Below are 25,698 nucleotides of genomic sequence, written 5' to 3'. Positions count from 1 at the left end.
ATACTATGGAGGGTTGAAATGAGTACTTTCAAAAGATTCATTCTTTTATTTGTGTCGGTAAGCGTAGGTACATTTGTTACTGATATTATGGAAAATATTAATATAAATGTTTGGATAGCAAGAGCGAGTGGTTGTTTAATTTCTGTCGTCGTTGTACTTTTACTTTACAAATTTTTTTCAAGAAATAGATCTAACGGAACTGATATTTAAAGGGACCTATTTTCAAAGAAAAACCAGCTACATAGTGAGTGCTAGAATAGAATTAGAGGTTGATAGTATGAGTGAAAAAAGAAAAGAGTTAATAATTTGGCTGGCTATTGTTATATTCTTAGGTATTCCGTTTGGAATGCTTAATAACAATATGTTTATAGGATTTGGAATAGCGCTTTGTTTTGCTGGAGCTTTTAATACTGCGTTTTGGAAATCGAAAGAATAGAAGATTTAAGATGGAAAATATCATGAGTTTCATGTAAATCAATGAATAATATAGTGCTGTTAAAAAAAGTATGCTATACTCAAAATAATCGAATAGAAACATTTGGGGTGCTTTATGCTGAGATTATACCCATGGAACCTGATACAGTTAGAACTGGCGCAGGGAAATGTAGTTGTAAATAGATGGACTCAATCTTAATTGAATAGTCTTTTTCTGTTTGTCTCAGACTGTACTCCTTTTGCTTTTTGTAGAAAGGAGTTTTTTTGCGTGGAAAAAAATCGGATCCACAAATTGACACTGTTATCTCTGATGATTGCACTGGATGTCGTCTTATCACCACTGTTGCGCATTGAAGGAATGGCACCGATGTCTAGTGTAATGAATATCATTGCGGGTATCTTATTAGGACCGGTATATGGAACTTTGATGGCTTTTATATGTGGACTGATTCGCATGTTGCTGATGGGGATTCCTCCGCTTGCTTTAACTGGAGCGGTTTTCGGAGCCTTTTTTGCCGGATTATTTTATAGACTGGGCGGGCAAATTTTCTGGTCAATGATTGGAGAAATTATTGGGACTGGGATAATAGGTTCCTTATTGTCTTATCCGGTAATGGTCTGGTTTACTGGCAGCCAACAAGAGCTATACTGGTTTATCTATACGCCGAGATTTATTGGTGCAACATTGATCGGTTCAGTGATTGCATTCTTAGTATTAGTCAAATTAAAAGAAACATCCATTTTCAAAAAATCGCAACAATTATTTATGGGAGGCGTGCTACATGGAAAGAAAGATTGATTTCTCAAAGTTTTTCCCTTTAGAAAAGTCACCACTAGTTCAATGTATTACCAATGAAATTACCTGTGAATCAATGGCCAATGCTTTGTTGTATATTGGTGCAAAGCCGATTATGGCAGATGATCCCAGAGAATTTTCGCAACTTTTTGAGAAAACCAATGCATTATTACTGAATTTAGGTCATTTATCTGAACAACGTCAAGAAAGCCTAATAGATGCCAGTAGTTACGCAACTAGGGTAAACAAACCTACGGTAGTGGATCTAGTTGGTTATGGGGTTAGTGATATACGCAACCAAATAGGTGTTTCCTTAGTAGAAACGCATCCTACCGTAGTCAAAGGGAACATTTCTGAATTACGCCATTTTTGTGGTTTGCCTAGTCAAGGACGTGGAGTCGATAGTAGTATGTGGGACCAAGGAGAAGATCATTTAAATGAATTAATTGCTGCTCTGCAGAAAATCGGAGGCCTTTATCCAGCGACAACATTTTTAGCTACAGGTCAGAAAGACATAGTTGTTAACCAAAAGCAGACAATAGTATTGAATAATGGGGTAGATGAATTAGATCGGTTTACAGGAACGGGAGATATTGTGGGTGCAATTATCGCTGCTCTATTAGGTGAAGGTCATGATCCTTTTGAAGCAATAGTCAGTGCCGTCAGTTACTTCAATATTTGTGGAGAAAAGGCGAAGCAGGAAAGCTTTGGGCTTGCAGATTTTCGTCAGCAGACATTAAATCAGTTGTCTTTACTGATGTCAGAAACATGGTATGAGCAGGTGGAAGGATGGGAAAAATGAAAGAGTTGGCACTTTATTTAGTCACAGGTAGATATGATTTTAGCGGTGAAGAATTTTTAAATATTATTGAGACAGCTTGTCAAAATGGAATAACTATGGTGCAACTACGGGAAAAAGATATTACGACAAATCGATTTTATGAGTTAGCGGTAGCAGTCAAACAAATTACGGACTATCATGATATTCCGTTGATTATTAATGATCGAGTCGATATTTGTCTGGCAGTTGATGCGGCCGGAGTACACATTGGGGATGATGAAATGCCCGTGAAAGTAGTTCGTTCATTAATTGGCAACGAAAAGATTTTGGGTGTTTCTGCTAAATCGATTGAGCGAGGAAAAAAAGCAGAAAAAGATGGAGCAGACTACTTAGGAGTAGGCGCAATCTTTCCCACAGAAACAAAAAAAGACCCTGACCGGACAACAATAGAAACATTGAATAATATCGCAGAAGCAGTGAATATTCCAATTGTTGCAATCGGCGGAATTAAGGAAAGTAACATTGAGACTTTCAAGCACACCGCAATTTCAGGTGTTGCAGTTGTGAGTGAAGTGATGCTGGCAGAACAGGTTTCTCCAAAAGTTCAGAAATTAAAAAAAGTTGTTGAACAAATATTGGAGGGAAGAGAATGATTAATAGTACACCGCAAGTTGTAACCATTGCAGGATCAGATTCTGGTGGAGGCGCTGGGATTCAAGCGGATTTAAAAACTTTTCAAGCGCGTCAGGCATTTGGAATGAGTATTATCGTTGCATTAACGGCACAGAATACTTATGGAGTCCAGTCTAGTCTGCCCATTCCCAGTGATTTTATTGATAGCCAATTCAACTCATTAGCTGAAGATTTTTCGATCAAAGCAGCTAAAACCGGTATGCTGGCAGATACGGAACATGTATTAACTGTCGTTGAGAATTTAAAGAAAGTAGAATTTGGCCCACTAATCGTTGATCCGGTTATGGTAGCAAAAGGGGGGCATCAGCTATTGGAATACGATGCCGTTCAGACTATCAAAGAACAACTTTTACCACTAGCAGCGGTTGTAACACCAAATCTGCCAGAAGCCGAAATATTATTAGGAAAAAGAATTACAACAGATCGAGATATGATTGAAGCAGCAAAAAGCTTGCAAGCTTTAGGAACTAAAAATATAGTTGTTAAAGGCGGGCATAGCCAAAATAAAGAAGCATCTGATTTTGTTTTACTAGAAAATGGAGAAAGTTTCTGGATGAGCACACCACGAATTAAAACAGCCAATACACACGGGACGGGTGATACCTTTTCAGCTTGCATAGCAGCTGAGCTAGCCAAAGGAACTCAGTTGAAAGAAGCTATCGTAACAGGAAAAGAATTTATTCAAGCAGCAATCAGCCAAGAGATTTTCGTAGGTCATGGTCACGGGCCGACCAATCATTGGGCGCAGATACAAAATAGTGTAACGATACATGAACGATAGGACAAATGAATGAGACAATCACATTTTCAGGAGGATATAATGTCATTTACAGCAAAAGCACGACAATCAGCTGCCGCTTCATGGCAAGGCAGCTTTTCTCATCCGTTCATTACAGAACTACAAGCAGGTACATTAAAAGAGGATGTTTTTCGCTACTACTTAGTGCAGGATCATTATTATCTGCACCATTTTAATAAGCTTTATACCTTGATTGCGCAGCAGACAAATGATCAAGCATTGAGAGCTTTACTTTTAGAGAATGCCCAAAATTTAGCTTTAGGAGAAATCGCTATTCGAGAACATTTTTTCGAAGAATTGGGTATTACGGAGGAGGAAATAGCGGAAACACCTATTGCTCCGACAGCTTACCATTATATTTCCCATATGTATCGACAATTAATTGAAGGTACACCAAATACTGCAGCGTCTAGCTTGCTGCCTTGTTCATGGTTGTATCAAGAAATAGGAAGTACTTTAATTGCTCAACAGTCACCTGTTCCGATTTATCAACGTTGGATTGAAACGTATGCTGGGCTGGAAGCTTTAGAACACATACAACAAGAACGAAAGATTTTAGACCGTTTGTATGATGAAAGTTCTGAATTAGAACAGCAACAGATGCTGGAAGCTTTTGTTATCAGCAGTGAAATGGAATATGGCTTTTGGGAAATGGCCTATCAGAAAGAAATTTGGAAGAAAGATATATAAAAATAGAAGATATAAATAGTTGTTGCAAGCTTAATGGATTACTTAACGACACCATCTTAGTACACTAAGTTGGTGTCGTTTTATACTTTTAATTGATTTTATGTAAAGTAGTAGTTAAAAAAATACTTATGCTTTAAAGCAACTAACCGTTAAAAGCAGCTAAAAGAAGGCAAAAAGTAAAATTAGATAATTATAACTTAAGTTATTTAAGAATATAAAGTAATATTAATCATTGAACATGATAAAATAAATATCTATGATGACACTATATGGAAATATTTCTTAAAAATATAATGAACCATATTAAATGGATATGAGGAGAGTAGGGTTATATATGAAAAGAGTAACTATACATGATGTAGCAAAAAAAGCTGGAGTTTCTGTTACTACAGTCTCTAGAGTATTAAACAATCGTGGGTATATTAGTGAAGATATGAAAGAGAATGTTCTAAAAACGATTAAAGAATTAAACTATATTCCTAATGAAATGGCAAGATCATTTTTTAGTAATGAAAGTAAATTTATTGCTTTGATTATCCCTACGACTGAGAACCCTTTCTTTGGAGAGTTAACTTTTTATATTGAAAAAGCATTAGCCAAACACGGATATCACTTGTTTATATGCAATAGTTTAAATGACCCTGAAAATGAAAAAAAGTATTTACGACTTTTAAACGAAAAAAGAGTGGATGGGATCATTGTGGGATCACATAATGTGAATATTTTTGAATATAAAAATTATGAAAATCAAATTGTATCAATTGAAAGAAAATTGACTAAAAATATTCCTATTGTACAAAGTGATGATTATAACGGAGGAAAATTAGCAACAAGAGAATTAATTAATCAAGGGTGCCATAATATATTGTGTATTATTGGGGACAAAACTATAGAAACGCCTGCCAATGATAGATCTATTGGGTACGTCGATGAGATAAGGAAAAACAAATTAAAACCTAATTTTTTAGAAATTCCTTTTCAAGAGAAATTTGATAAAAAATATAGAATTATTAAAGAAATATTTGAAAAGGATTTCACATATGATGGAGTATTTGCTGCAGATGATGTAAATGCAAAATTATTTATGAATGTAGCAAAAGATAGGGGATTCAGTATACCTTCTGATATAAAAATCATTGGATTTGATGGTACGCAGTCAATGCGAGCATTGGTGCCAGAGTTAAGTACAGTCGTACAGCCTATAGAAAAGCTAGCTAATGAATCGGTAAATATTTTATTGAAATTATTGAAAGGAAAGAAAGTGAAGTTAGAATCTGTTTTACCTGTAGAACTATATCTTTCTGAAACGACTAATCATAAGTAAATAAAGGGTCTAAATCTGCTGGTTAACAAGAGAAAAAATTAATTTATTTTTTATGTCATCCGGTTGACATATGAAACCGGATGACATATACTTTAATCAAATATAAAGCGATTACAAAAAAGGAGGAAACAAAATGAATAAAAGAGGAAAAAGTATCTTTTTAATGGGTGCAGCAATATTATTAGGAGCATGTGGGAACGGAGGAGAAAATAGCGCTTCAAAATCTTCAGATGAAGTTACTGTTTGGGTTCAATACTCAGAAGAATCTGCTGAAGGTCAAGTAATGGTTGAATCAATAAAAGAATTTAATGACACGAATGACTTAGGAATCACAGCAGTTGTTGAATATATCCCCCGCAGTGGTTCTGGTGGTGGGTATGAGGATAAAATAAATGCAGCCCTTACCACTAACTCATTACCAGATGTTATAACATTAGATGGTCCTAATACAGCTGCATATGCTAATTCTAAAATTATTCAACCGTTAGATGATTATGTTAAGGCCTCTGAAGACTTTTTACCAAGTATTATTGAACAAGGCACATATAATGACGAACTGTATTCAATTGGATACTCAGAATCTGGTGTAGGATTTTTCTATAATAAACCTATGATGGAAGAAGCTGGAATAAAATTAGATTCTCTTCCAACTGTAGATGATCCTTGGACATGGGATGAGTTTAATACTTTATTAGAGACATTAAATACTTATTATGAAAAACCAGTCTTAAATATGGGATTTGATGATCAGTCTGAATGGTTATTATACGCTTTTTCACCATTTGTTTGGTCTGCTGGTGGAGATATAACAAATGAGGATGGAACCGAAGCTGTTGGATATTTTGATACTGAAGAGTCAGTTGAAGCATTTGATTTTATACAAAATCTTGTAGAGAAAGGTTATTCTACTATTACTCCAGTGGATAAAGGATTCCACACAGGAGAATATCCTTTATATATGAGTGGTTCATGGACAATTCAAGAACTTGATAATGAATATAAAGATATTGACTACGGAATTATGCCATATCCTGTTTCTCCAGACACGAACGAGCTAGTGAGTCCAACAGGAAGTTGGGCATATGGAATGACTTCATCTACAGAAAAACCAGAAGAAGCTGGGGCATTAATTGAATTCTTAACATCTGAACAAGAATTATATGATATGAGCATGGGGAATGCCGTTCTTCCTGCAAGACAGTCAGTGGCTGATCGTATGATAAAAGAAGTAGGAGAACCAATGCAAGTGTTGATAGAACAAAATAGTAAAACCGGTAGAGCCCGCCCAACACTTATAAACTATCCGCAAGTAAGCAGAAGCTTCCAAGAAGCTGTTACTGAATCAACTTATTTTGAACAAAATCAAGACATTAAAGGCTTGTTAGAATCAAAAGCGCAAGAAATTCAAAGTAATCTTAAGTAATATAGGCTGATTTGTGTAGTAGTATTTTAAGCTGATTAGGTAAAAAATACTACTACATAATTTAAGTAAATAACGGAGCTGTATTTTAATAAGGAGTTGAACAATGAAAAATTTAAAAGGTATTTTTAGAGGAAATTCAGGTTTGAAATTAAAAAAGAGAAATAGTATGAATAATACTTCTTTTAAAGAAAACATGACAGGCTATATGTTTTTATTACCATCATTAATTGTCCTAGGATTATTTCTCTTTATACCTGCAATGATGTCTTTATACTATTCACTTACAGATTATTACATGCTAACACCTAACCTCACAAAATTTATTGGATTAGATAATTTCAAATCTCTACTATCAGATGTTCAATTTCGCAAGAGTATAATAAATATATTTCAGTTTGTTATATTCATTATGCCTATTCAAGTAGGAACGGCGTTAGGACTAGCATTGTTAGTAAATAAATCTCGTAGAGGAACTTTATTTTATAAAGTTGCTTATTTTTCTCCAGTAGTTATGTCACTGGTCGTAGTATCTGTTTTATGGCTATATTTATTAAATCCTTCATCAGGTTTATTAAATGAAGTATTACAAACGTTTGGCATACCTGCCCAGCCATTCCTAAGTAGCCCCAACCAAGCGATGTACGTGATTATATTTGTATCTGCATGGCAAGGCGCTGGGTATCAAATGCTTATTTTTTTAGCGGGCTTACAAAATATACCTGGAGAAGTATATGAAGCATCAACAATAGACGGTGCAAATAAATGGCAACAACTCATAAATATTACATTACCAATGCTGAAACCAACATCACTTTTAATTCTTACAACAACGTTAATTGATGCATTTAAATTAGTTATTCAACCAATGGTCATGACTCAAGGTGGACCTTTAAATTCTACCCTAACACCAGTCTATTATATCTTTAGAACAGGATTTACTGATAGACAAATCGGATTCGCTAGTGCATTAACGGTAATGTATGGTGGGATGATCATTATCTTTACAGTTATTCAGAGAAAATTTATGGGGGAAGATACAAATGACTAATAAAACAACAGCTATTCTATATCATTTTTTAAGTATACTTTTAGCCATTTTATTTATTTTTCCATTAGTATGGATGGTGGTTTCATCAACAAAACAAGAAGCAGCAATATATAGCGATATGGGATCATTTGAAGCATTCTTGCCATCAATGAATATTGGTGATTGGATTGTACCTTATAAAGAAATTTTTAGTCGATTTAACATTATAAGATATCTTGCAAATAGTATCTTTTATGCTTTGAGTGTTACAGTAGGATCTATAATAGTCAATTCATTAGCAGGTTATGCTTTTGCAACTGTTAAATTTAGAGGGAAAAAAATATTGTTTGCAGTGATGATTGCTTCATTAGTTATTCCTGGAGAAACCATTATGATCACGAAATTTGTCATTACTGAGAAATTAGGGATACTGAATACGCCACTAGCAGTTATATTACCGTTGGTAGCTACTCCATTGTATATCTACATGTTTACAATTTTCTTTAGAGCAATTTCAACAGAACTTCAAGAAGCGGCTATGTTAGAGGGAGCTTCTAAACTTAAAATATACTGGAAAATTATGCTCCCGATGTCAAAACCAGCTATTGCCACAGTAGGAACGTTATCATTTATCATGAGTTGGAATGACTATATTTGGCCCTTGATGGTTATGACAAAGTCAGAAATGTATCCTCTTCAAGTTGCGATAACAAACATCAATAATACGCAACCGGTATATATGAATCAAGTAATGGCAATATTAACAATATCAACGATTCCTTTAATATTAATATATGTATTTTTCCAAAAACATTTAGTACAAGGGTTAAGTAGTTCAGGAACAGGAGTGAAATAATGACTGAAAAGTTTACAATAGAAAAAGCCAATGATTTCATAGAATCAAATACTGAAAAAGTAAATAAAAAATATTATCCTGCTTATCATTTTGCAGCACCAATTGGATGGATAAATGACCCGAATGGGTTTGCAATGTATAAAGATGAGTACCATTTATTTTATCAATATTATCCTTATAATTCGCAATGGGGACCGATGCATTGGGGACATGCTAAAAGTAAAGATGCTATCAAATGGGAACATCTAGATGTTGCGTTAGCACCAGATGAAAAATATGATCAAGGAGGGTGTTTCTCTGGAAGTGCCATTGAAAAAGATGGGAAGTTATATGTGATGTATACGGGACATCTCCCTGATGAGACTGACGAAAAATTAACAAGACAGAATCAGAATATTGCTATTTCGAATGACGGGATTACATTTGAGAAATATAAAAACAACCCTGTTCTAACAGAAAATGATATTCCTGAAGGTTCTTCAATAGTTGATTACAGAGACCCGAAAATATTTAAAAAAGACAATTTATATTATTGTGTCATTGGGTCAAAAACGAATGACAATAAGGGGCAAGTCTTGTTATATAAATCTAAAGATTTATTAGATTGGGAATATGTATCTGTCTTTTTCCCTTATAACAAGTTTTTAGGAACTATGGTAGAATGTCCAGATTTTGTTCAAATAGGTGAGAAAGAATATTTCATTTTAAGTGCAATGAATTACGAAGATGAAAAAACTGGCAAATTGTATAATCATATTTCGTGGTTAATTGAAGGAGAAGTAGACTGGAATAGTTATGTCTTTAATATGAATACGATTCAAAAAATAGATGAGGGATTAGATTTTTACGCTCCACAAACCGTTGTTACTAAGGAAGGACCAGTGGCTATTTCATGGATGCAAGCATGGGGGAAAAGCTTCCCATCTAATGAACAAGCACATGGTTGGGCTGGTCAAATGACTCTGCCTAGAAAATTAGAATATGATGGTCAAAGATTAAAGCAAAAAATAATTCAAAATATTGAATCATACAAATATAACCAAATTGATAAATATGATATTTCTTGTAATAATCAACTCATCCTTTCTCAAAAGTCAATTCAATATTTGAATATGAAATTTGAAGGGAATCAATTAAAGGACTTTAAAATTAAGTTATCTAATAAAACAAATGAAGAAATTGTACTATCTTACAATCATTTAGAAAAAATTTTTTATTTTTCAAGAGAACTCACAAAAGTTCAAATAGTAGATGAGAAAAGCAAAGAAACAGTCGGAGCTTCAAAAACCATTCCTTATTCTGGAGAAAACTTGAATATAGAATTGTTTATAGATACTTCCTCAATTGAATTGTTTATTAATGATGAAGTTGCAATAACAAATACTTTTTATCTTGATGAAGTATTTACAGAAATTGTACTTGAAAGTTTAGAAGAAATAAAAATAGAAAAACTCTCAACAGCAAATATTGATTTAAATCTAGAAAAGGATAACTAATCCTTTTCTAGATTATGATAACAAAAATAGTAAAAGCAATTTTTAATATCATAATAAATCGTTATCTGGAACCGGTGCGTAAGGATTGAGAATACAAATTAGAGGAGGCACAATCTTGTATGGAGCAATAGAAGCAGGAGGCACAAAATTTGTTTGTGCGATTGGAAATGAAAACTTAGAAATAATTGAACAAGTCAGCTTTCCTACAACAACTCCTAAGGGAAAATGGAGAAACTATAATTTTCTTGATACACTAAAAAGCTATTTTAACGTACCAATAGCATTAACAACCGATGTAAATGCAGCCGCATATGGGGAATATGTTAAGGGCTATGAGAAAAAAATTTCCAATATTGTTTATTTTACAATTGGTACAGGCATCGGGGGTGGAGGAATACTTAATGGAGAATTGATAGAAGGCTTTAGTCATCCAGAAATGGGCCATATGAAAGTGGTGCCTCATCCAAAAGATTCTTATAAAGGGAACTGTCCATTTCATGGGAACTGTCTGGAAGGTATGGCGGCAGGCCCTGCGATTGAAAAACGAAATGGAGTAAAAGGACAAGACCTATCAGAGGAAGATTCTTTTTGGGAAATAGAAGCCTATTATATTGCTCAGTGCATGTATAACACAACCTTAATGTTGTCTCCGGATGTGATTGTTTTAGGTGGTGGTGTAATGCAGCAAGACCATCTTGTAAAAAAAGTTCGAAATCAATTTAAACATATGTTGAAAGAATACGTACAAATACCAAAAATAAACCATTATATTGTAACCCCTAAACTGGGACAGCGATCTGGTATTATAGGAGGACTAGCTTTAGCTGAAAAAGCTCTCTATAATGCTAGGGAAAGTATTCATTGATAAAATAGAAACTTATATTTTGAATTTAGGGTAGCATGCAAAGTAAGCGATAGCGACTCTATAAACCTAAAACAAGCATATTTACATGAAAAGCCCCTCATTAATATGGGGTTCTTTTTATGTGAATGAACATTCTTACTAAATAGAAATGATAGATGTCAGATTCATGATGTATTTCCAAACAAAATAAGTAAACTTGTATAAACTGCGATATTTAACAGTTAGATTACTAGAGTCCGCTTATAATAAAATAGAGATTCATTATATAGAGAAGCGTTTCTTAATTGTAAGGCAATTAAAATAGTTTGAAACTCTCAAAAAATAAAGTTTAATAAAATCCATTATTAATTGTTTTTAGATAATCAGTAGAATTTGGATGAACGATAAATTTATATATTCTACGCTAATGCTTATAGGTCTTTTCGTTCAGAGAAACATTAGACAGCTTATTTACTTACAAAAAATGAGAAAAAATGCTTTTTTTCATCATTGTAGAAGAATCCATGTTAAAATAAGGAATCATATCTATAAGGAGATCATTATTAAATGACGTATGCACTTGAAATAAAGGATTTGAAAAAAGTCTATGGAACAGGCGTTGTGGCATTAAAAGGAATCAATTTAAACGTGGAAGAAGGAGATTTCTATGCGCTATTAGGTCCCAATGGTGCTGGAAAGTCTACTACAATTGGTATCATTACGTCCTTGGTTAATAAAACCTCTGGAAAAGTAAAAGTTTTTGGACATGATCTTGATACTGACTTGGTAAGATTGAAACAACAGATTGGATTAGTTCCTCAGGAGTTCAACTTCAATCCCTTTGAAACAGTTCAACAGATCGTTGTCAATCAAGCTGGATATTATGGAGTTTCTCGTAAAGAAGCATTAGAACGTAGCGAAAAGTACTTGAAACAGTCGGACTTATGGGAAAAAAGAAACGTTCGGGCACGTATGCTTTCAGGTGGGATGAAGCGTCGTTTGATGATTGCCCGTGCTTTAATGCACGAGCCGCGATTGCTGATTCTTGATGAACCAACCGCTGGTGTGGATATCGAATTAAGAAGAGAGATGTGGACATTTCTTAGAGAATTGAATAAGAATGGGACAACGATTATCCTGACGACTCATTATCTGGAAGAAGCGGAAATGCTTTGTCGGAATATCGGAATCATTCAGTCGGGTGAACTGATTGAAAACACTAGTATGAAAACCTTACTAGCAAAATTGCAGTTTGAAACATTCATTTTTGACTTGGATCGTTTTGATAAGAAGCCTGAAATCAAAGGATACACAAGTTATTTTGAAGATGAGCAAACACTCGCTGTGGAAATCGAACGTAACCAAGGAGTGAATCAATTGTTTGAGCAGTTGACTCAACAAGGAATTAAAGTTCTTTCAATGCGGAATAAATCAAATCGACTGGAAGAATTGTTCCTGAAGATTACAGAAGAAAAACAACCAGTGGAGGAAAAACATGTTTAATCTTTATTTTACAGCTTTAAAAAGTCTGGCAGTAAAAGAAACGAACCGATACCTACGTATATGGGTACAAACACTCGTACCACCTGTTATAACAACGTCATTATACTTTGTTATTTTTGGAAATCTAATCGGAGGAAGAATTGGCCAGATGGAAGGATTCTCCTATATGGAGTTTATCGTACCTGGCTTGATTATGATGTCCGTTATTACCAGTTCTTATTCCAATGTATCGTCATCATTTTTCTCTCAGAAATTTCAGAAGAATATTGAAGAACTGCTGATTGCACCTGTACCAACACATGTGATCATGTGGGGATTCGTCTTTGGAGGACTAGGAAGGAGTATTCTAGTGGGCATATTAGTTACTGTTATTTCTCTATTCTTTGTACCGCTGCAGGTTTATTCTTGGCTAATCATTATTCTGACACTGTTTATGACCTCTATTTTATTCTCATTAGCAGGATTATTAAATGGGATCTTTGCTCAATCGTTCGATGATGTATCAATTGTCCCTACCTTTGTGTTACAGCCTTTAACCTATCTTGGGGGAGTTTTTTACTCCATCTCTATGCTACCACCATTCTGGCAGGCAGTTTCCAAAGTTAATCCAATTGTTTATATGATTTCTGGATTCCGTTATGGGTTTCTAGGTGTAATTGATGTACCAGTTATGGTATCAATGGGTATTTTAGTTATTTTTATCGTGGCACTTTATGCGATTTGCTGGTACTTGATTGAAAAAGGTCGTGGATTAAGAAGTTAAAATAAACAATCTAAAAAAGCTGATTCTGAATAGATATCTATTCAGAATCAGCTTTTTTTGAACGAATATACTCAAAAGCATTTACATAACGGGAGTTTACCTGTATATTTGACTTATCAACAGTTGACTAGTCAATTGTTAAGTGAGGGGGAGAATGAAATGAGGCTTAGAGAGGTTAGTCGCTTGCTCTATCAGATGAAAATTACGAATCAGGTAATGACATCAAATTTCGAAAAAGAAACAGGTTTTAGTCTGACAAGATACGAACTCATGATGTTTTTGAAAGAAACCGGCAAATGTTCTCAGACGAATATCCAATCAGAATTGTGTATTGATAGAGCCGCAGTTACTAGGCATTTGAAGAGACTAGAAGAAAAAGGGTATGTTATTAGAGAAAGAAATAAGCAAAATAATAGAGAAATATTTGTAGAAGTAACTAACAAGGCTCATGAAGCCCTAGAGAAATGTGAGTCAGACCATAATGCTACAAATACTTTGAGTAGTTCTCTCAGCGAACTGGAAGAAAAACAATTATCAGAACTGTTAGACAAACTAATGGAAAAAAAGAGGGATTAATATGAGCAAGAATAATGATTTTTCAGACATCACCTATAACAGAAAATCCGTCCGGGTTTATGATCAGAAAGTTAAAATATCTCGAGAAGAAATGCTTGAAATGATTCAAGAATCAACAACAGCACCGTCGTCAGTCAATATGCAGCCTTGGCGCTTTGTAGTGGTTGAAAGTGAAGAAGAGAAAGCCAAACTTAGACCCCTGATTCGTTTTAATAAAAAACAAAATGATACATCTGCAGCTATGGTTCTAATTTTTGGAGACATGAAATGTTATAAATATGGAGAAGAAATCTATAATAGAGCTGTAGCAGAAGGTAAAATGTCACCAGAAGTTAGAGATGAACAATTGGCAGCCATTATTCCTTACTATAAAAATTTCACAAGACAAGAAATGAATGATGTCATAAAAATTGATTCAAGCTTAGTAGCGATGCAGTTCATGCTGGTTGCACGCAGTCACGGATACGATACGAATCCAATTGGCGGATTTGAAGCTGATCAACTGGCAGAAGCTTATGGTCTTAATAAAGACCGTTATGTGCCGGTTATGATTGTTTCAGTCGGGAAAGCAGAAGAAGCAGGGTACAATTCTATTCGCTTAGAGGCAGACAGATTTACTACATTTGCATAAAAATTATATAGAAAAGGAATGAGTCCATAATGAAAATAATTAATGCATCATTTTTTATAAAAGAAGATAAACGTGAAGAGTTTTTATCTGTAGTTAATCCGCTGATTCAAGCTACTAGAGAAGAAGAAGGTTGTGTGCAATACAATCTTTATGAATCTGTTGAAGAAGCGAATGCATTTATGATGGTAGAAATTTGGGAAGATCAGAATGCTATTGACGGACATAATAAAAGTCCATTGCTATTAGAATTATTCAATAAAATTCCTGAGTTTAGTTCAAAGAAACCGATCGTTCGAGTTTCAGAGATGGGAGAATAACCATGTCAATTCTATCTATAGTTTTAACGACACTAGTTGCATTAGAGTTTTTTTATATAATGTATCTTGAAACTATAGCAACGACTTCTACTACAACTAGCCGAGTATTCAATCTACCTCAAGATGAATTAAAGAAGAAATCTTTTAAAGTATTAATGAAAAATCAGGGAATCTATAATGGATTGATTGGATTAGGATTGTTGTACAGTGTTTATCTGTCTACAGCTTCTCTTGAGTTGGTCAGGGTATTCCTTGTGTATATTATTATTGTAGCGATTTATGGAAGTATTACAAGTGATAAAAAAATCATTGTGACGCAAGGTGGATTGGCGATTATAGCTTTGGTCTCAACAGTATTTTAATGAATATTTTCTTTTAATCAGGATTTTTTAAATAGAATACTCAGGGACATTTAGCTTAGTTAGAGTCAAAAAATTATAGGGGTCCTAGATAATCGATTTAGGGCCCCTATAAAATATACATATGATCGATAAGTAGAATTGAAAGGTCTCGTAAATAGAAGAATTCTTATTTTAATATTATTTACAATTTAGGCCCAGTTTTAAGCTCAATTCTAATGGGAAAGAGAAATCTGAAAATATATTTGGAAAAGGTATCTTCTATATTTATATAGTTCTTTTGAGTATTCCAGATATCTTTCAAGATAGATTTTTAGAGATCTAATAAATACTATAGGGGAATTATGTACATATTTTAAAGTAGAGTTTATTGGTTTATAAATAGTAATTTTTTTTGAAAGGATAATATTTAAGAGTAAATGATTAAAAGAATTTATCTGTAAAGATCTGTTAAATAACTAAGTATTCTGTTATGATAATCCATAAAATATCCTATGGGATGAATGAACTGAAAGCAGGCGCATTTTTATGAATAGAGAATGGATACATGCATTACCGAAAGCAGAATTACACTGTCATTTAGACGGATCAATCCCGATGGAGACTTTAAAAGAATTAGCCGAAGAGGCAGGATTACCAGAGCATTGGATGGATCATGCTGTGGCACCAGCAGTATGTCTGGATTTGAAAGATTACTTATCCACTTTTGATGCAGTGCTGCCCGTGTTGCAAAGTGAAGAGAATCTGACTAAAGCAGCTTATGCAGTCGCGAGAGCAGCTCATGAAGAGAATGTAGTTTATCTGGAAATGAGATTTGGCCCGTTGCTGCATCAGAGAGAAGGGTTAACGATTAGACAGGTTATAGAAGCAGTCTGTAAAGGTATAGAGCAGGCAATGGCTGAATTTCCAATCATCGTTACTCTTCTAGCGTGTGGCTTGCGTCATCACTCAGAAGAGAGAAATACTCAACTGTTCGAAGAGGTGCATAACCTGCAGATAGAACAAATAAGTGGAATTGATGTAGCTGGAGATGAAGGGAATTTTCCAAATGAATGTGTTGAATCTGCTGTCAGAACTGGAGTGGCATCGGGTATGCAGTTGACAATGCATTCAGGAGAAACAGGTAGTTATAAGAATGTACTAACTGCGATAGAATTAGGGGCGACACGAATCGGACATGGTGTAGCGATCAAAAAGAATCCAAAGTCTATGGCAGTCGTCAAAGAAAAGAATATCTTGCTTGAACTATGCCCCACCAGCAACTTGCAGACAGGCGCTATCACTGAGTGGAAAGATTATCCACTAAGGCCTTTTATGGATTACGGAATACCGGTTAGCATCAATACTGATAACCGTACGGTCTCCGATACTACGCTGACAAATGAATTCCTGATTTGTGCAAATCAGTTTGGTTTGACGGAGCTAGAAATGAAAGAGTTGAATATAACAGCAATGCAACATGCATTTGCCAGCGATAAAGTGAAACAGTCAGTCATAAATAAAATTGACCACTTTTGAAATGAATAAATTTATCTAATACACAGAGAATAATTGGATAGCACTATTGAAAATGAAAATAGATGACTCATAGGCAAGAAAACCTCCTGGAATAATACTCTAGGAGGTTTTTTTGCGTTTAAGTGATCTTATTATTTCTTCCATAAGATCGCTAATATGCGTGAACAGATACGGAAAGATTTCGATATAACTAACTTATAATAATAAATAAGTAAATAACCTTACTAATCAGTTGTAGTATATTGTATACTAGTTATTAAACATAGTTTAAAAAGTGATTGAAACAGAAAAAATCTGAAAAACTATTAGAGGAGATGTTTTAATGAGGATTGAACATGCTGCCGTTTGGGTTAAAGATTTAAATAAAATAAAGAAATTTTATGAAACATACTTTGGAGCAACAAGTGGTGAGCTGTATCATAATGAGAAAACTGGATTTACGTCTTATTTTCTGTCATTTGATACGGGAGCACGCTTAGAAATTATGAATAAAGCAGAGTTGCATACTAATAATGATGCGACGCTTGGATATGCACATTTGGCATTTGGAGTAGGTACAGAAAAAGATATAGATCAATTAACTGAAAAAATTGTAAAAGCTGGATATCCATTACTAAATGGACCAAGAGTTACCGGAGATGGTTATTATGAAGCAGTTATCGCTGATCCAGAAGGAAATTTGATAGAAATCACAACAGATTAGTGCTGGTTCAATGATTTTGTAACAGTTAATTGAAAATAGATTAACAAGGGACTGTAAGTTTATGAAAGAGAAAGAAATGAAAAGTAATAAACCCCAACATATTAGAGAAAATAATCTTGAGTATATTGAATTTCTTCTAAAAAAATATACAAAACTTTCTCAAAAAGAGTTAGCACAATTAAGTGGATTAAGTATTGTAACCATAAAAAAAATACTTGAAACATTACTGGAAAATGGTAGCGTCCAAGAGTCGGATAACCGTTCCATAACTGGAGGAAGAAGTGCACGTCTCTATGAATATAATCCCAGACATAAGCTGCTTTTAGTTGTGCAGTTAACTGAAACTGAAGAACAAATGAGAGGTTTTTATTCAATCTGTGATATGCAGGGGAAAAGTATCCATGAAGAAGTTGCTAGTGAGAATGCTTTATCATGGGTGGGGATTTCTACACGTATCAGAGAATTAATCGACAGGTATGAAGCTATTGCCGCAATTGCATTTGGAGTTCCAGGTGTTGAAGTTCAAGGGAAATTAAAAGTGATTGATTTTCCGTCCTTATTGAACTTCGAGCTTGAAAAAAATCTGATAAAGCAATTTGACCTTCCCATAGTGATTGAAAACGACGTAAACGCAGCTTTGTTAGGCTATAGTAGTTCCTTTCATAATCGGGAAAGTATTGCTGTTGGTCTCTATTATCCTATGAATTTCCCACCGGGAGCGGCTATAGTTATAAATGGGCAAATACTTAATGGGAAAAATGGCTTAGCGGGAGAAGTTAAAAGCTTACCCTTGGAAGCAAAATGGCAGAATTATCCACGGATTCCGATCGATATTGAAAAAAATATACGAGAAGTTATTCAAACGATTATTAGTATGTATGATCCAGACAGAATAATTTTATATACTAATCCTGAGATGGTTTCGAGCAATCAACTTAAACAAATAGAAGAAGAATTAAGAGTAATCTATCCTTATATAGATCTTCCAGTTATCAAAATCTCAACATTTTTTACTGAAGATTATATGAAAGGCCTGATCGTAAGAGGTCTAGAGACGATTGAAGACGCAGATAGATTTATTGGAAACGACGAAAAGTAAAAGTTGATTTATCCATTAATTATGTTTAGTAATGAAATTAAATTGACTCGATAACGAAAGTTTGGAGAATATATAAATTTTAAAGAATCTCATTTTTGAGATTCTTTTTTTACTGTAGATAAATTCTACTTTCGTTCAAAAAATTAAGTTTATTGTAATAGGGTGCTGTAAATTCAAAATAATTGAATGAAAAAATAGGTAGGTGTATGCTAAAGGGTGTAAGGAGAAGAGTTTATTTTCTCATGATGACAGTTTAGCTTAATTAATAAACTAGACTACTAAATATATATTAATAATGAAAGATTTTTTTAATGACAGGAGGAATGGAGAATTATGAATAAACAAACTGGTAAAATCGAAGCAGGAGTTGCTGCGATCAAGGTATTAGAAAGCTGGGGAGTAGAACAGATCTATGGAATACCGGCAGGATCTTTGAACTCTTGGATGGATGCCTTGAAGCATGAAGAAACGAATATGGACTTTATCCAAGTGCGTCATGAAGAAGTCGGAGCATTGGCCGCATCCATGCAGTATAAATTTAATGGAAAAATTGGAGTAGCTTTAGGATCAGGTGGGCCGGGTGCAACACATTTAATGAACGGGCTATATGATGCACGCGAAGACGGGGTACCCATGCTGGCGATTATTGGACAACGTGCTGAGAATGAGATTAATATGGATGCTTTTCAAGAAATGAATCACAATCCGGTATTTGCGGATGTTGCAGTTTATAATCGACGAGTAGCGTATCCGGAACAATTACCGAAAATAATTGATGAAGCAATTCGTACAGCGATTACGCGTAATGGAGTAGCCTGTGTAGAAGTACCGGTCAATTATGGTTGGGTCGAAATTGAAGAGGGGGACTGGTATTCATCCGCCAATGCTCACCGTGATATACCATATCCCGTTCCAGATAAAAAAGATATCGAAGCAGCAGCTGAAATTTTAGAAAATGCTGAGCGTCCTGTTATTTATGCCGGGATCGGAACACGCGGTAACGGAGAATCCGTCATGGAACTGTCTCGCAAGCTGAAAGCACCAGTAGCTGTTACAGGAATCAATTACGACACATTCCCACATGATTTTGAGGCATTACTGGGTTCTGCTAATCGGGTAGCGAGAAAGCCGGCAGTGGAAGTGTTTGAAGAAGCTGACGTTGTGCTGTTTGCAGGAAGCAATTATCCATTTACTGAAGTAACAGGTGTTTTTGATCATGTCAAAAAATTTATCCAGATTGATATTGATCCATATAAACTAGGCAAAAGACATCCAGTTGATGTATCGATTCTAGGAGACGCCGGAGCTGCGATTCGTTCTATTACAGATAAAATCTCTGAGAAACCAGAGAGCGGCTGGTACCGTGCAAACTTAAATAATATCAAAAATTGGGCCGCTTATATTGATAAGCTGGAGAATAAAACAGAAGGCGAATTACAAGTCTATCAAGCTTACAATGCAATCAATAAAGTGGCAGATGAAGATGCGATCTATTCTACGGATGTTGGGAATACCACACAAACTTCCATACGTCATTTGAAAATGACGCCGAAAAATATGTGGCGTACTTCAGGCGTATTCGCGACAATGGGAAATGGGCTACCTGGTGCCATTGCCGCCAAGAAAAATTTCCCAGATAGACAAGTATGGGATCTAACGGGCGATGGTGCCTTTTCAATGGTAATGCATGATATCATCACGACTGTTCAGCATAAGCTACCAAGTATCCACGTTGTCTTTTCCAATGAGGAATATGCCTTTATTAAAGCGGAACAGGAAGATACCAACCATTATTATTATGGAGTAGACTTCCAGGCGGTTGATTATGCTAAAATTGGTGAAGCACAAGGAGCAGTCGGGTTCACAGTCAGAGAGATCAGTGAATTAGATGAAGTTTTCCAGAAGGCTGTCGAATTTGAAAAATCTGGGCGTACGGTAGTTATCAACGTTAAGATCAGTGACGATCGTCCGATTCCAGTTGAACACTTGAGACTGGATCCGAAACTGTATTCAGAAGAAGAAATCAATGAATTTAAAGAACGCTATGAAGCACAAGAGCTTATTCCATTCAGTCAGTTCCTTGAACAAGAAGGACTGGATTCGCAAGTGTATAAACGCAGAGGCAAATCTAAACAACACAAATCAAGTGTAAATACTGAAGAGCAAATTTAATCACTAGTTAGTTATTTTTTGGTCAGAACTTCAATGAAGTTCTGACCAATTTTTTTGAGTTAAAATTCTATCAATTCAAAATGAGAAGCGCAATTAGTAACAAATGCGCTGAAATCATTCAGTTAAATAATGACTATTGTATACAGACTTTAATGTTAGAAACAAACTAATAACAGCAGCAAATATTAAAATCAAAATTGATTTCATCAAAATGATTACTTAGAATAGGGTTATAAAGTCAAAAGTTCGGATAGAATCATTTAGCAGTTAAAGTCTTCTTTTCTAGGACTAGATTTTAATAGAATAAAAGTTGAAGGAGCAGGTTGAATGAGAAAACGTGTTTTAATTGCAGGAGCAACGGGATACTTAGGAAGGTATGTGACAAAAGCTTTCAAAGAACAAGGATATTTTGTGAAAGTACTTGTAAGATCACGGACTTCAATTAATAATCAAGGTTCATTTGGTTCACCACGTATTGAAAAGTATGTGGATGAAATAGTAATTGGAGATGTAACAGACAAAAATGTTTTAAAAGATATTTGTGAAGATATTGACGTAGTTTTTTCTTCTGTAGGCATTACTCGACAAAAAGGGCGTCAAACATTTGAGGATGTTGATTATCAAGGAAATGTGAATCTTTTACGTGAGGCAGAAAAAAGTCTTGTGAATAAATTTATGTACGTTAATGTGTTTGGTGCGAAAGAATGTCCATCAGGGATGATACAAGCGAAACAAAAATTTGTAGACACTTTAAGCAACAGCCCCATATCGCATATAGTAGTAAATCCTACAGGATATTATTCAGATTTAACAGAAGTTTTGAAAATGGCGAAAAAAGGAACTGTTTTTCTGTTTGGGGACGGGAATAGCCAAATGAACCCAATTCATGGAGCTGATCTTGCAGAGGTATGTGTAGCTAGCATTAATAGAGAAGAGACCGTTTTAAATGTTGGAGGACCAGAAACTTATACTTATAGAGAAATAGCAAACCATTGTTTTAATGTTTTAGGGAAAAAACCAAGAATAATTTCTGTGCCTTTGTGGATAATGAATATAGTCTTACCAATGATTAAGATAGTTAACAAAAAGCAATATGATTTGCTTGTCTTTTTCTATTTCATGATGACAAAAACTTTAGTTACAGACTCTTATGGTAATAGAAAACTAGAGTCACATTTTAGGAAAATGGTGGACTCAAATTTTGTTTAGTTTTTGATTAGTCTTGAAAAAAGTTTGAATTGAATAATGATTTGGATGATAACCTCATAGCAAATTCAGTAAGGAATTTACTAGATTTGCTATGGGGTTATTTTTTATCTAGTTTTATTCGAATCTCATTATGTTTTTAGTATAAACTATTGTAAATAAATATTTGACAAAACGTCTGTAAAAGATAAAATAGATAGAGTTAGTCTAGGTAAAAAGTATGAAAAACTTACCTATTTAAATGAACTGAATAGTGGATTTGACCAATGAAAGGATTCGTTATTAAATATGGAAAATAATTTTTGGAAAGATTTGCCACGACCGTTTTTCGTCTTGGCGCCTATGGAAGATGTAACAGATGTTGTCTTCAGACATGTCATTAGTGAAGCCGGCAGACCTGATGTCTTCTTTACTGAGTTTACAAATACAGTCAGCTACTGTCATCCAGAAGGACGTAACAGTGTCCGCGGGCGCTTGACATTTACAGAAGATGAACAGCCGATTGTCGCGCATATCTGGGGAGATCAACCTGAATTCTTCCGTGAAATGAGTATTGACATGGCTAAAGAAGGATTCAAAGGAATTGATATCAATATGGGTTGCCCTGTGCCCAACGTAGCGAAAAAAGGAAAGGGCAGCGGCTTGATCCGTCGTCCGGAAGTTGCTGCAGAATTGATTGAAGCAGCAAAAGCGGGCGGATTGCCAGTCAGTGTGAAAACCAGACTGGGGTATGCGAAGCTTGATGAATGGTGCGAATGGATCACGCATCTATTGAAACAAGATATCGCCAATTTATCTATCCATTTACGAACAAGAAATGAAATGAGCAAATATGATGCCCACTGGGAAATGATTGGAGATATCAAGCAGCTACGAGACGAGCTTGCACCTGATACGCTAATAACGATTAATGGAGACATTCCTGATCGGAAAACAGGATTAGAGCTTGTTGAAAAATATGGGATTGATGGTGTCATGATTGGAAGAGGCGTTTTCACAAATCCTCATGCCTTTGAAAAAGAACCAAGAGAACATAGCAGTACTGAATTGCTCGATCTTTTGAGAATGCATCTTGATTTGTTTGACCAGTATTCAGTTGAAGATGGTCGTTCATTCAAGCCGCTTCGCCGCTTTTTCAAAATCTATGTCCGCGGCATGAAAGGTGCAAGTGACTTGAGAGTTCAATTGATGGAAACAACCACAACTGATCAAGTTCGTGCGTTATTGGATGCTTATGTAGAAGCTCATCAAGATGTATTAGAAGATGGAAAAAGTAGTGTCACTGTTGAATAGTAAAAAAGTAGACTTTGCCTTAAATTTACTGGCTAGGTCTATTTTTTTATTCCATAAAATCTAGGAGAAGGAGTGTTAAATAAACTAGCTCAATGATACGCTGTGTTCAGTTGATGAAAGTAGTCTGATATTTCTAAGGTGAAGGCTTTATGTATAAAAAAAGAACATCTCGCTCTCATTTATCTGAAATGCTGGACTGACTACACTATTTAAACGCTGCAAATAATGAAGATAAAAATCCAAAGATTAAGTTTCCAAATTTTTTGACACACACTATTTCCTTTATGTGTTTTGGAACCGTTCCATGATTAATCCCGTTACTTCAAAGGCTTTCTTGGAACAAATTTAATGTTCTTAGAGTACCAGATCAAGATTATTAATTTTTTAGTGATCTTAACTCGTAATCTGATCAAAGTGTTTGAAGATAGATAAAATTTCTGCCAGGGTATGAATTAATAACCTCCAGATGAGACAGCTAAATTTTACAGTGAGAACCTTAACAGCTAACCATTCGGTACCTGAAGTTAGATTAGTGAGGACATGAGACATACGTTTTCGCTTATAAAATATGATATAACCGACTAAAAACTAACAGGGCTAGATAATTCTTGCAGTGCTTTATAATCCAGAATTCTATAATGATTTTTATGTTTTTCTATAATCTTTGCTTCTCGAAAACTTGTGATCGTGCGCAGTAGATGACGGTAACTTACATTTAAAATAACAGCACAAGTCGTTAGTTGATAAGAAAAGATAGTATCATTTTCATGTTTTAAAATAAATTTTGCGAGTCGAGTTTCTACTGGTTCGGTTAAAGAGTTGGCTAGGTTAATGCCCGAATTTAATCTATAACTAACTATCTGACAGATAGTTTGAAGAAATTTGATATCGTTTTGAAGAAGATGACGGTGCTGTTTCAAACTGATACCTAAGCAGATACAAGAAGTCATAGCCTTTACATTACTTTGAGGGGTCATTTCCCATAAAGAAGACGCTTCTCCAAGCAACGTAACTGGATTAGAATAATTGATACAGAGATTTTGTGTATCGGATGAATAAGAATAAATCATTACCGTGCCTTCCACAAGAAAATAGAGATAATCTGAACTGCCATCTGTTTGAATCAAATGTTCATTTTTATCAAAGGCATAAAGTGAAGAAAGAGAAAAAAGATTCGTATCCATATAGGACTGCAAGTTATGCTGTTTAATATAGTCTAGTAATTGTTCATCACGATTCAGTTTAAGCATTGAGATGAGAACTCCTAAAAATGATTTATTTTTATTATATAGTATTCAGTTATACACTACAATACGAACAAATATAGGTTCTATCTGTTAAATGTATGTAAAATAAATGTAAATGTGACGTGTGTCACTTCCGAATCAAGCGATAATTGTTATGATGGAATAGTACTAGATAATAGCTCAAGCAGGAGGAGAAAAGAATGGCGTTTAAGAGAATGGCACAAGCTTTAATTGGTGTGTTATTATTAGCGATACTTTCGGCATGTGGAAATTCAGGAGAGGAATCAGATAAGGAGCTCATGGTTCAATTTGTACCAACGAATAACGATGGAACGATGGAAGCAAAATCAGAACCATTAGCAGATTATCTTTCAGAAAAACTAGATCGTGAGGTTGAAGTAACTGTAGCGACTGATTATTCTTCTATTGTAGAAGCAATGGATTCAGGACAAGTTGATATTGGCATCATGCCACCAGCTGCTTATGTTCAAGCAAGAGAAACGAATGGTGCTGAAGCGATTTTAACTTCACAACTAGGAGATTACGATCAAGAAACAGGTCTTCCGTTAGAAGGAGAGCTAACAAACACTTTCAAAGGGGAAATCTTGGTTCGTACAGATAGCGATATAGAGTCTCTGGAAGATCTGAAAGATAAAAAAATCATCACATTGAGCCCGACTTCTGCAAGTGGTTATATCTATCCAATTGCGGAAATGAGAGAAGCCGGAATTAATCCGACAAATGAAGTAACTATGACGACAGTCAGTGACATTCCGAGTGAACTTTCCGGTGTGCTAAGCGAACAAGCCGATGCTGCCTTTGTTTTCGAAGGTGCTCGGAATGTGTTTGCGTCATTCTTTACGGATGATGATTTGTTTGAGGAGTTAAGAGTCCTTTATTTAACGGAAGGAGATATTCCAAACGATGCTATTGCTGTACAGCCAGATATGGATTCAGATCTGAAACAAGAAATTAAAACAGCCTTTTTGAATATGAAAGACGATAAAAAGGGTTCTGAAGATATGGCAATATGGGGGCACCAAGGTTATGAGGAAGCAGCTGATGCAGCCTACGATACGGTTCGGGAGTACACTGAAAAGGCAAGTGAATAAAAGTAATGAAAGATAGTAGAGGATCGTTCATTATC

At 34.9% G+C, this 25,698-nt stretch carries 26 protein-coding genes and 1 riboswitch; of the genes, 25 read left to right on the top strand and 1 reads right to left on the bottom strand.

From position 1 onward, the window contains the following. Positions 1 to 277: 277 nt before the first annotated feature. The 24 genes from BLT22_RS12315 (at position 278) to BLT22_RS03745 (ending at position 23,304) form a co-directional block, all read left to right on the top strand. Positions 278 to 436 (top strand): hypothetical protein, encoded by a 159-nt coding sequence (locus tag BLT22_RS12315; RefSeq protein ID WP_176935322.1) that lies wholly within the window; start codon positions 278 to 280, stop codon positions 434 to 436. A gap of 93 nt (positions 437 to 529) precedes the next feature. Next, a riboswitch (TPP riboswitch) is annotated at positions 530 to 618 on the top strand. Between the two features lie 127 nt (positions 619 to 745). Further along, on the top strand, positions 746 to 1,234 hold the full coding sequence (thiW, locus tag BLT22_RS03855; RefSeq protein WP_236048866.1) for an energy coupling factor transporter S component ThiW: 489 nt from the start codon (positions 746 to 748) through the stop codon (positions 1,232 to 1,234). Beyond that, positions 1,218 to 2,033: a hydroxyethylthiazole kinase gene (thiM, locus tag BLT22_RS03850; protein WP_091760945.1), complete on the top strand. Its 816-nt coding sequence runs from the start codon at positions 1,218 to 1,220 to the stop codon at positions 2,031 to 2,033. Before thiW ends, thiM begins: the two co-directional genes overlap by 17 nt. Further along, positions 2,021 to 2,665: a thiamine phosphate synthase gene (thiE, locus tag BLT22_RS03845; protein ID WP_176935320.1), complete on the top strand. Its 645-nt coding sequence runs from the start codon at positions 2,021 to 2,023 to the stop codon at positions 2,663 to 2,665. The genes thiM and thiE overlap by 13 nt, the downstream gene beginning before the upstream one ends. After that, positions 2,662 to 3,486: a bifunctional hydroxymethylpyrimidine kinase/phosphomethylpyrimidine kinase gene (thiD, locus tag BLT22_RS03840; protein WP_091760943.1), complete on the top strand. Its 825-nt coding sequence runs from the start codon at positions 2,662 to 2,664 to the stop codon at positions 3,484 to 3,486. The genes thiE and thiD overlap by 4 nt, the downstream gene beginning before the upstream one ends. 39 nt (positions 3,487 to 3,525) lie before the next feature. Next, a complete protein-coding gene (gene tenA / locus BLT22_RS03835) occupies positions 3,526 to 4,194 on the top strand; it encodes a thiaminase II (RefSeq protein ID WP_091760940.1) in 669 nt (222 codons plus the stop codon). Positions 4,195 to 4,528: 334 nt separating this feature from the next. Further along, the gene (locus tag BLT22_RS03830) at positions 4,529 to 5,518 is read left to right on the top strand and encodes a LacI family DNA-binding transcriptional regulator (protein ID WP_176935318.1); all 990 of its coding nucleotides are present in this window, start codon (positions 4,529 to 4,531) and stop codon (positions 5,516 to 5,518) included. Positions 5,519 to 5,651: 133 nt separating this feature from the next. Then, complete coding sequence (locus BLT22_RS03825; RefSeq protein ID WP_091760933.1) at positions 5,652 to 6,941, top strand: ABC transporter substrate-binding protein; 1,290 nt, start codon at positions 5,652 to 5,654, stop codon at positions 6,939 to 6,941. Positions 6,942 to 7,107: 166 nt separating this feature from the next. Then, entirely contained in the window at positions 7,108 to 7,989 is an 882-nt protein-coding gene (locus BLT22_RS03820; RefSeq protein ID WP_091761047.1) for a carbohydrate ABC transporter permease, read from the top strand. Beyond that, positions 7,982 to 8,824, top strand: a complete 843-nt coding sequence (locus BLT22_RS03815) for a carbohydrate ABC transporter permease (protein WP_091760930.1) — start codon at positions 7,982 to 7,984, stop codon at positions 8,822 to 8,824. The genes BLT22_RS03820 and BLT22_RS03815 overlap by 8 nt, the downstream gene beginning before the upstream one ends. Further along, positions 8,824 to 10,320, top strand: a complete 1,497-nt coding sequence (locus BLT22_RS03810; RefSeq protein ID WP_091760927.1) for a glycoside hydrolase family 32 protein — start codon at positions 8,824 to 8,826, stop codon at positions 10,318 to 10,320. Before BLT22_RS03815 ends, BLT22_RS03810 begins: the two co-directional genes overlap by 1 nt. A 112-nt stretch (positions 10,321 to 10,432) precedes the next feature. Then, the gene (locus tag BLT22_RS03805) at positions 10,433 to 11,185 is read left to right on the top strand and encodes an ROK family protein (protein WP_091761044.1); all 753 of its coding nucleotides are present in this window, start codon (positions 10,433 to 10,435) and stop codon (positions 11,183 to 11,185) included. Between the two features lie 546 nt (positions 11,186 to 11,731). Next, positions 11,732 to 12,667: an ABC transporter ATP-binding protein gene (locus tag BLT22_RS03800; RefSeq protein ID WP_091760925.1), complete on the top strand. Its 936-nt coding sequence runs from the start codon at positions 11,732 to 11,734 to the stop codon at positions 12,665 to 12,667. Further along, positions 12,660 to 13,430: an ABC transporter permease gene (locus BLT22_RS03795; RefSeq protein WP_091760922.1), complete on the top strand. Its 771-nt coding sequence runs from the start codon at positions 12,660 to 12,662 to the stop codon at positions 13,428 to 13,430. Before BLT22_RS03800 ends, BLT22_RS03795 begins: the two co-directional genes overlap by 8 nt. A gap of 159 nt (positions 13,431 to 13,589) precedes the next feature. Then, on the top strand, positions 13,590 to 14,006 hold the full coding sequence (locus BLT22_RS03790) for a MarR family winged helix-turn-helix transcriptional regulator (RefSeq protein ID WP_087059667.1): 417 nt from the start codon (positions 13,590 to 13,592) through the stop codon (positions 14,004 to 14,006). Position 14,007: 1 nt separating this feature from the next. Then, positions 14,008 to 14,637 carry a nitroreductase family protein gene (locus BLT22_RS03785; RefSeq protein ID WP_091760919.1) on the top strand — a complete coding sequence of 210 codons (630 nt, stop codon included), beginning with the start codon at positions 14,008 to 14,010 and terminating at the stop codon, positions 14,635 to 14,637. 29 nt (positions 14,638 to 14,666) lie between these two features. Next, positions 14,667 to 14,954: a putative quinol monooxygenase gene (locus BLT22_RS03780; RefSeq protein WP_087059662.1), complete on the top strand. Its 288-nt coding sequence runs from the start codon at positions 14,667 to 14,669 to the stop codon at positions 14,952 to 14,954. A gap of 2 nt (positions 14,955 to 14,956) precedes the next feature. Next, positions 14,957 to 15,316 (top strand): DUF1304 domain-containing protein, encoded by a 360-nt coding sequence (locus BLT22_RS03775; RefSeq protein WP_091760915.1) that lies wholly within the window; start codon positions 14,957 to 14,959, stop codon positions 15,314 to 15,316. A 525-nt stretch (positions 15,317 to 15,841) separates the two neighbouring features. Beyond that, positions 15,842 to 16,831 carry an adenosine deaminase gene (gene add, locus BLT22_RS03770; RefSeq protein WP_091760912.1) on the top strand — a complete coding sequence of 330 codons (990 nt, stop codon included), beginning with the start codon at positions 15,842 to 15,844 and terminating at the stop codon, positions 16,829 to 16,831. Positions 16,832 to 17,153: 322 nt separating this feature from the next. After that, positions 17,154 to 17,534 (top strand): VOC family protein, encoded by a 381-nt coding sequence (locus BLT22_RS03765; protein WP_091760909.1) that lies wholly within the window; start codon positions 17,154 to 17,156, stop codon positions 17,532 to 17,534. Between the two features lie 76 nt (positions 17,535 to 17,610). Next, entirely contained in the window at positions 17,611 to 18,633 is a 1,023-nt protein-coding gene (locus BLT22_RS03760; protein WP_176935314.1) for an ROK family protein, read from the top strand. Positions 18,634 to 18,966: 333 nt separating this feature from the next. Beyond that, on the top strand, positions 18,967 to 20,805 hold the full coding sequence (spxB, locus tag BLT22_RS03755) for a pyruvate oxidase (RefSeq protein ID WP_091760903.1): 1,839 nt from the start codon (positions 18,967 to 18,969) through the stop codon (positions 20,803 to 20,805). 327 nt (positions 20,806 to 21,132) lie between these two features. Next, positions 21,133 to 22,014 (top strand): SDR family oxidoreductase, encoded by an 882-nt coding sequence (locus BLT22_RS03750; protein ID WP_091760901.1) that lies wholly within the window; start codon positions 21,133 to 21,135, stop codon positions 22,012 to 22,014. 285 nt (positions 22,015 to 22,299) lie between these two features. Beyond that, a complete protein-coding gene (locus BLT22_RS03745; protein WP_091760898.1) occupies positions 22,300 to 23,304 on the top strand; it encodes a tRNA dihydrouridine synthase in 1,005 nt (334 codons plus the stop codon). Positions 23,305 to 23,885: 581 nt separating this feature from the next. Here the strand turns inward: BLT22_RS03745 and BLT22_RS03740 are convergent. Beyond that, positions 23,886 to 24,554, bottom strand: coding sequence for a cyclic nucleotide-binding domain-containing protein (locus tag BLT22_RS03740; RefSeq protein WP_091760895.1), 669 nt, complete (start codon positions 24,552 to 24,554; stop codon positions 23,886 to 23,888). Between the two features lie 197 nt (positions 24,555 to 24,751). On the opposite strand from BLT22_RS03740, the gene BLT22_RS03735 reads away from it, so the two are divergent. Then, complete coding sequence (locus BLT22_RS03735) at positions 24,752 to 25,663, top strand: phosphate/phosphite/phosphonate ABC transporter substrate-binding protein (protein ID WP_091760892.1); 912 nt, start codon at positions 24,752 to 24,754, stop codon at positions 25,661 to 25,663. Positions 25,664 to 25,698 lie beyond the last annotated feature (35 nt).

The organism is Marinilactibacillus psychrotolerans, from assembly GCF_900101525.1.
GTDB classification, from domain to species: Bacteria; Bacillota; Bacilli; order Lactobacillales; family Carnobacteriaceae_A; genus Marinilactibacillus; species Marinilactibacillus psychrotolerans.
Note: the sequence above shows the minus strand (reverse complement) of the source record. Positions and strands in the feature narration are given on the sequence as shown.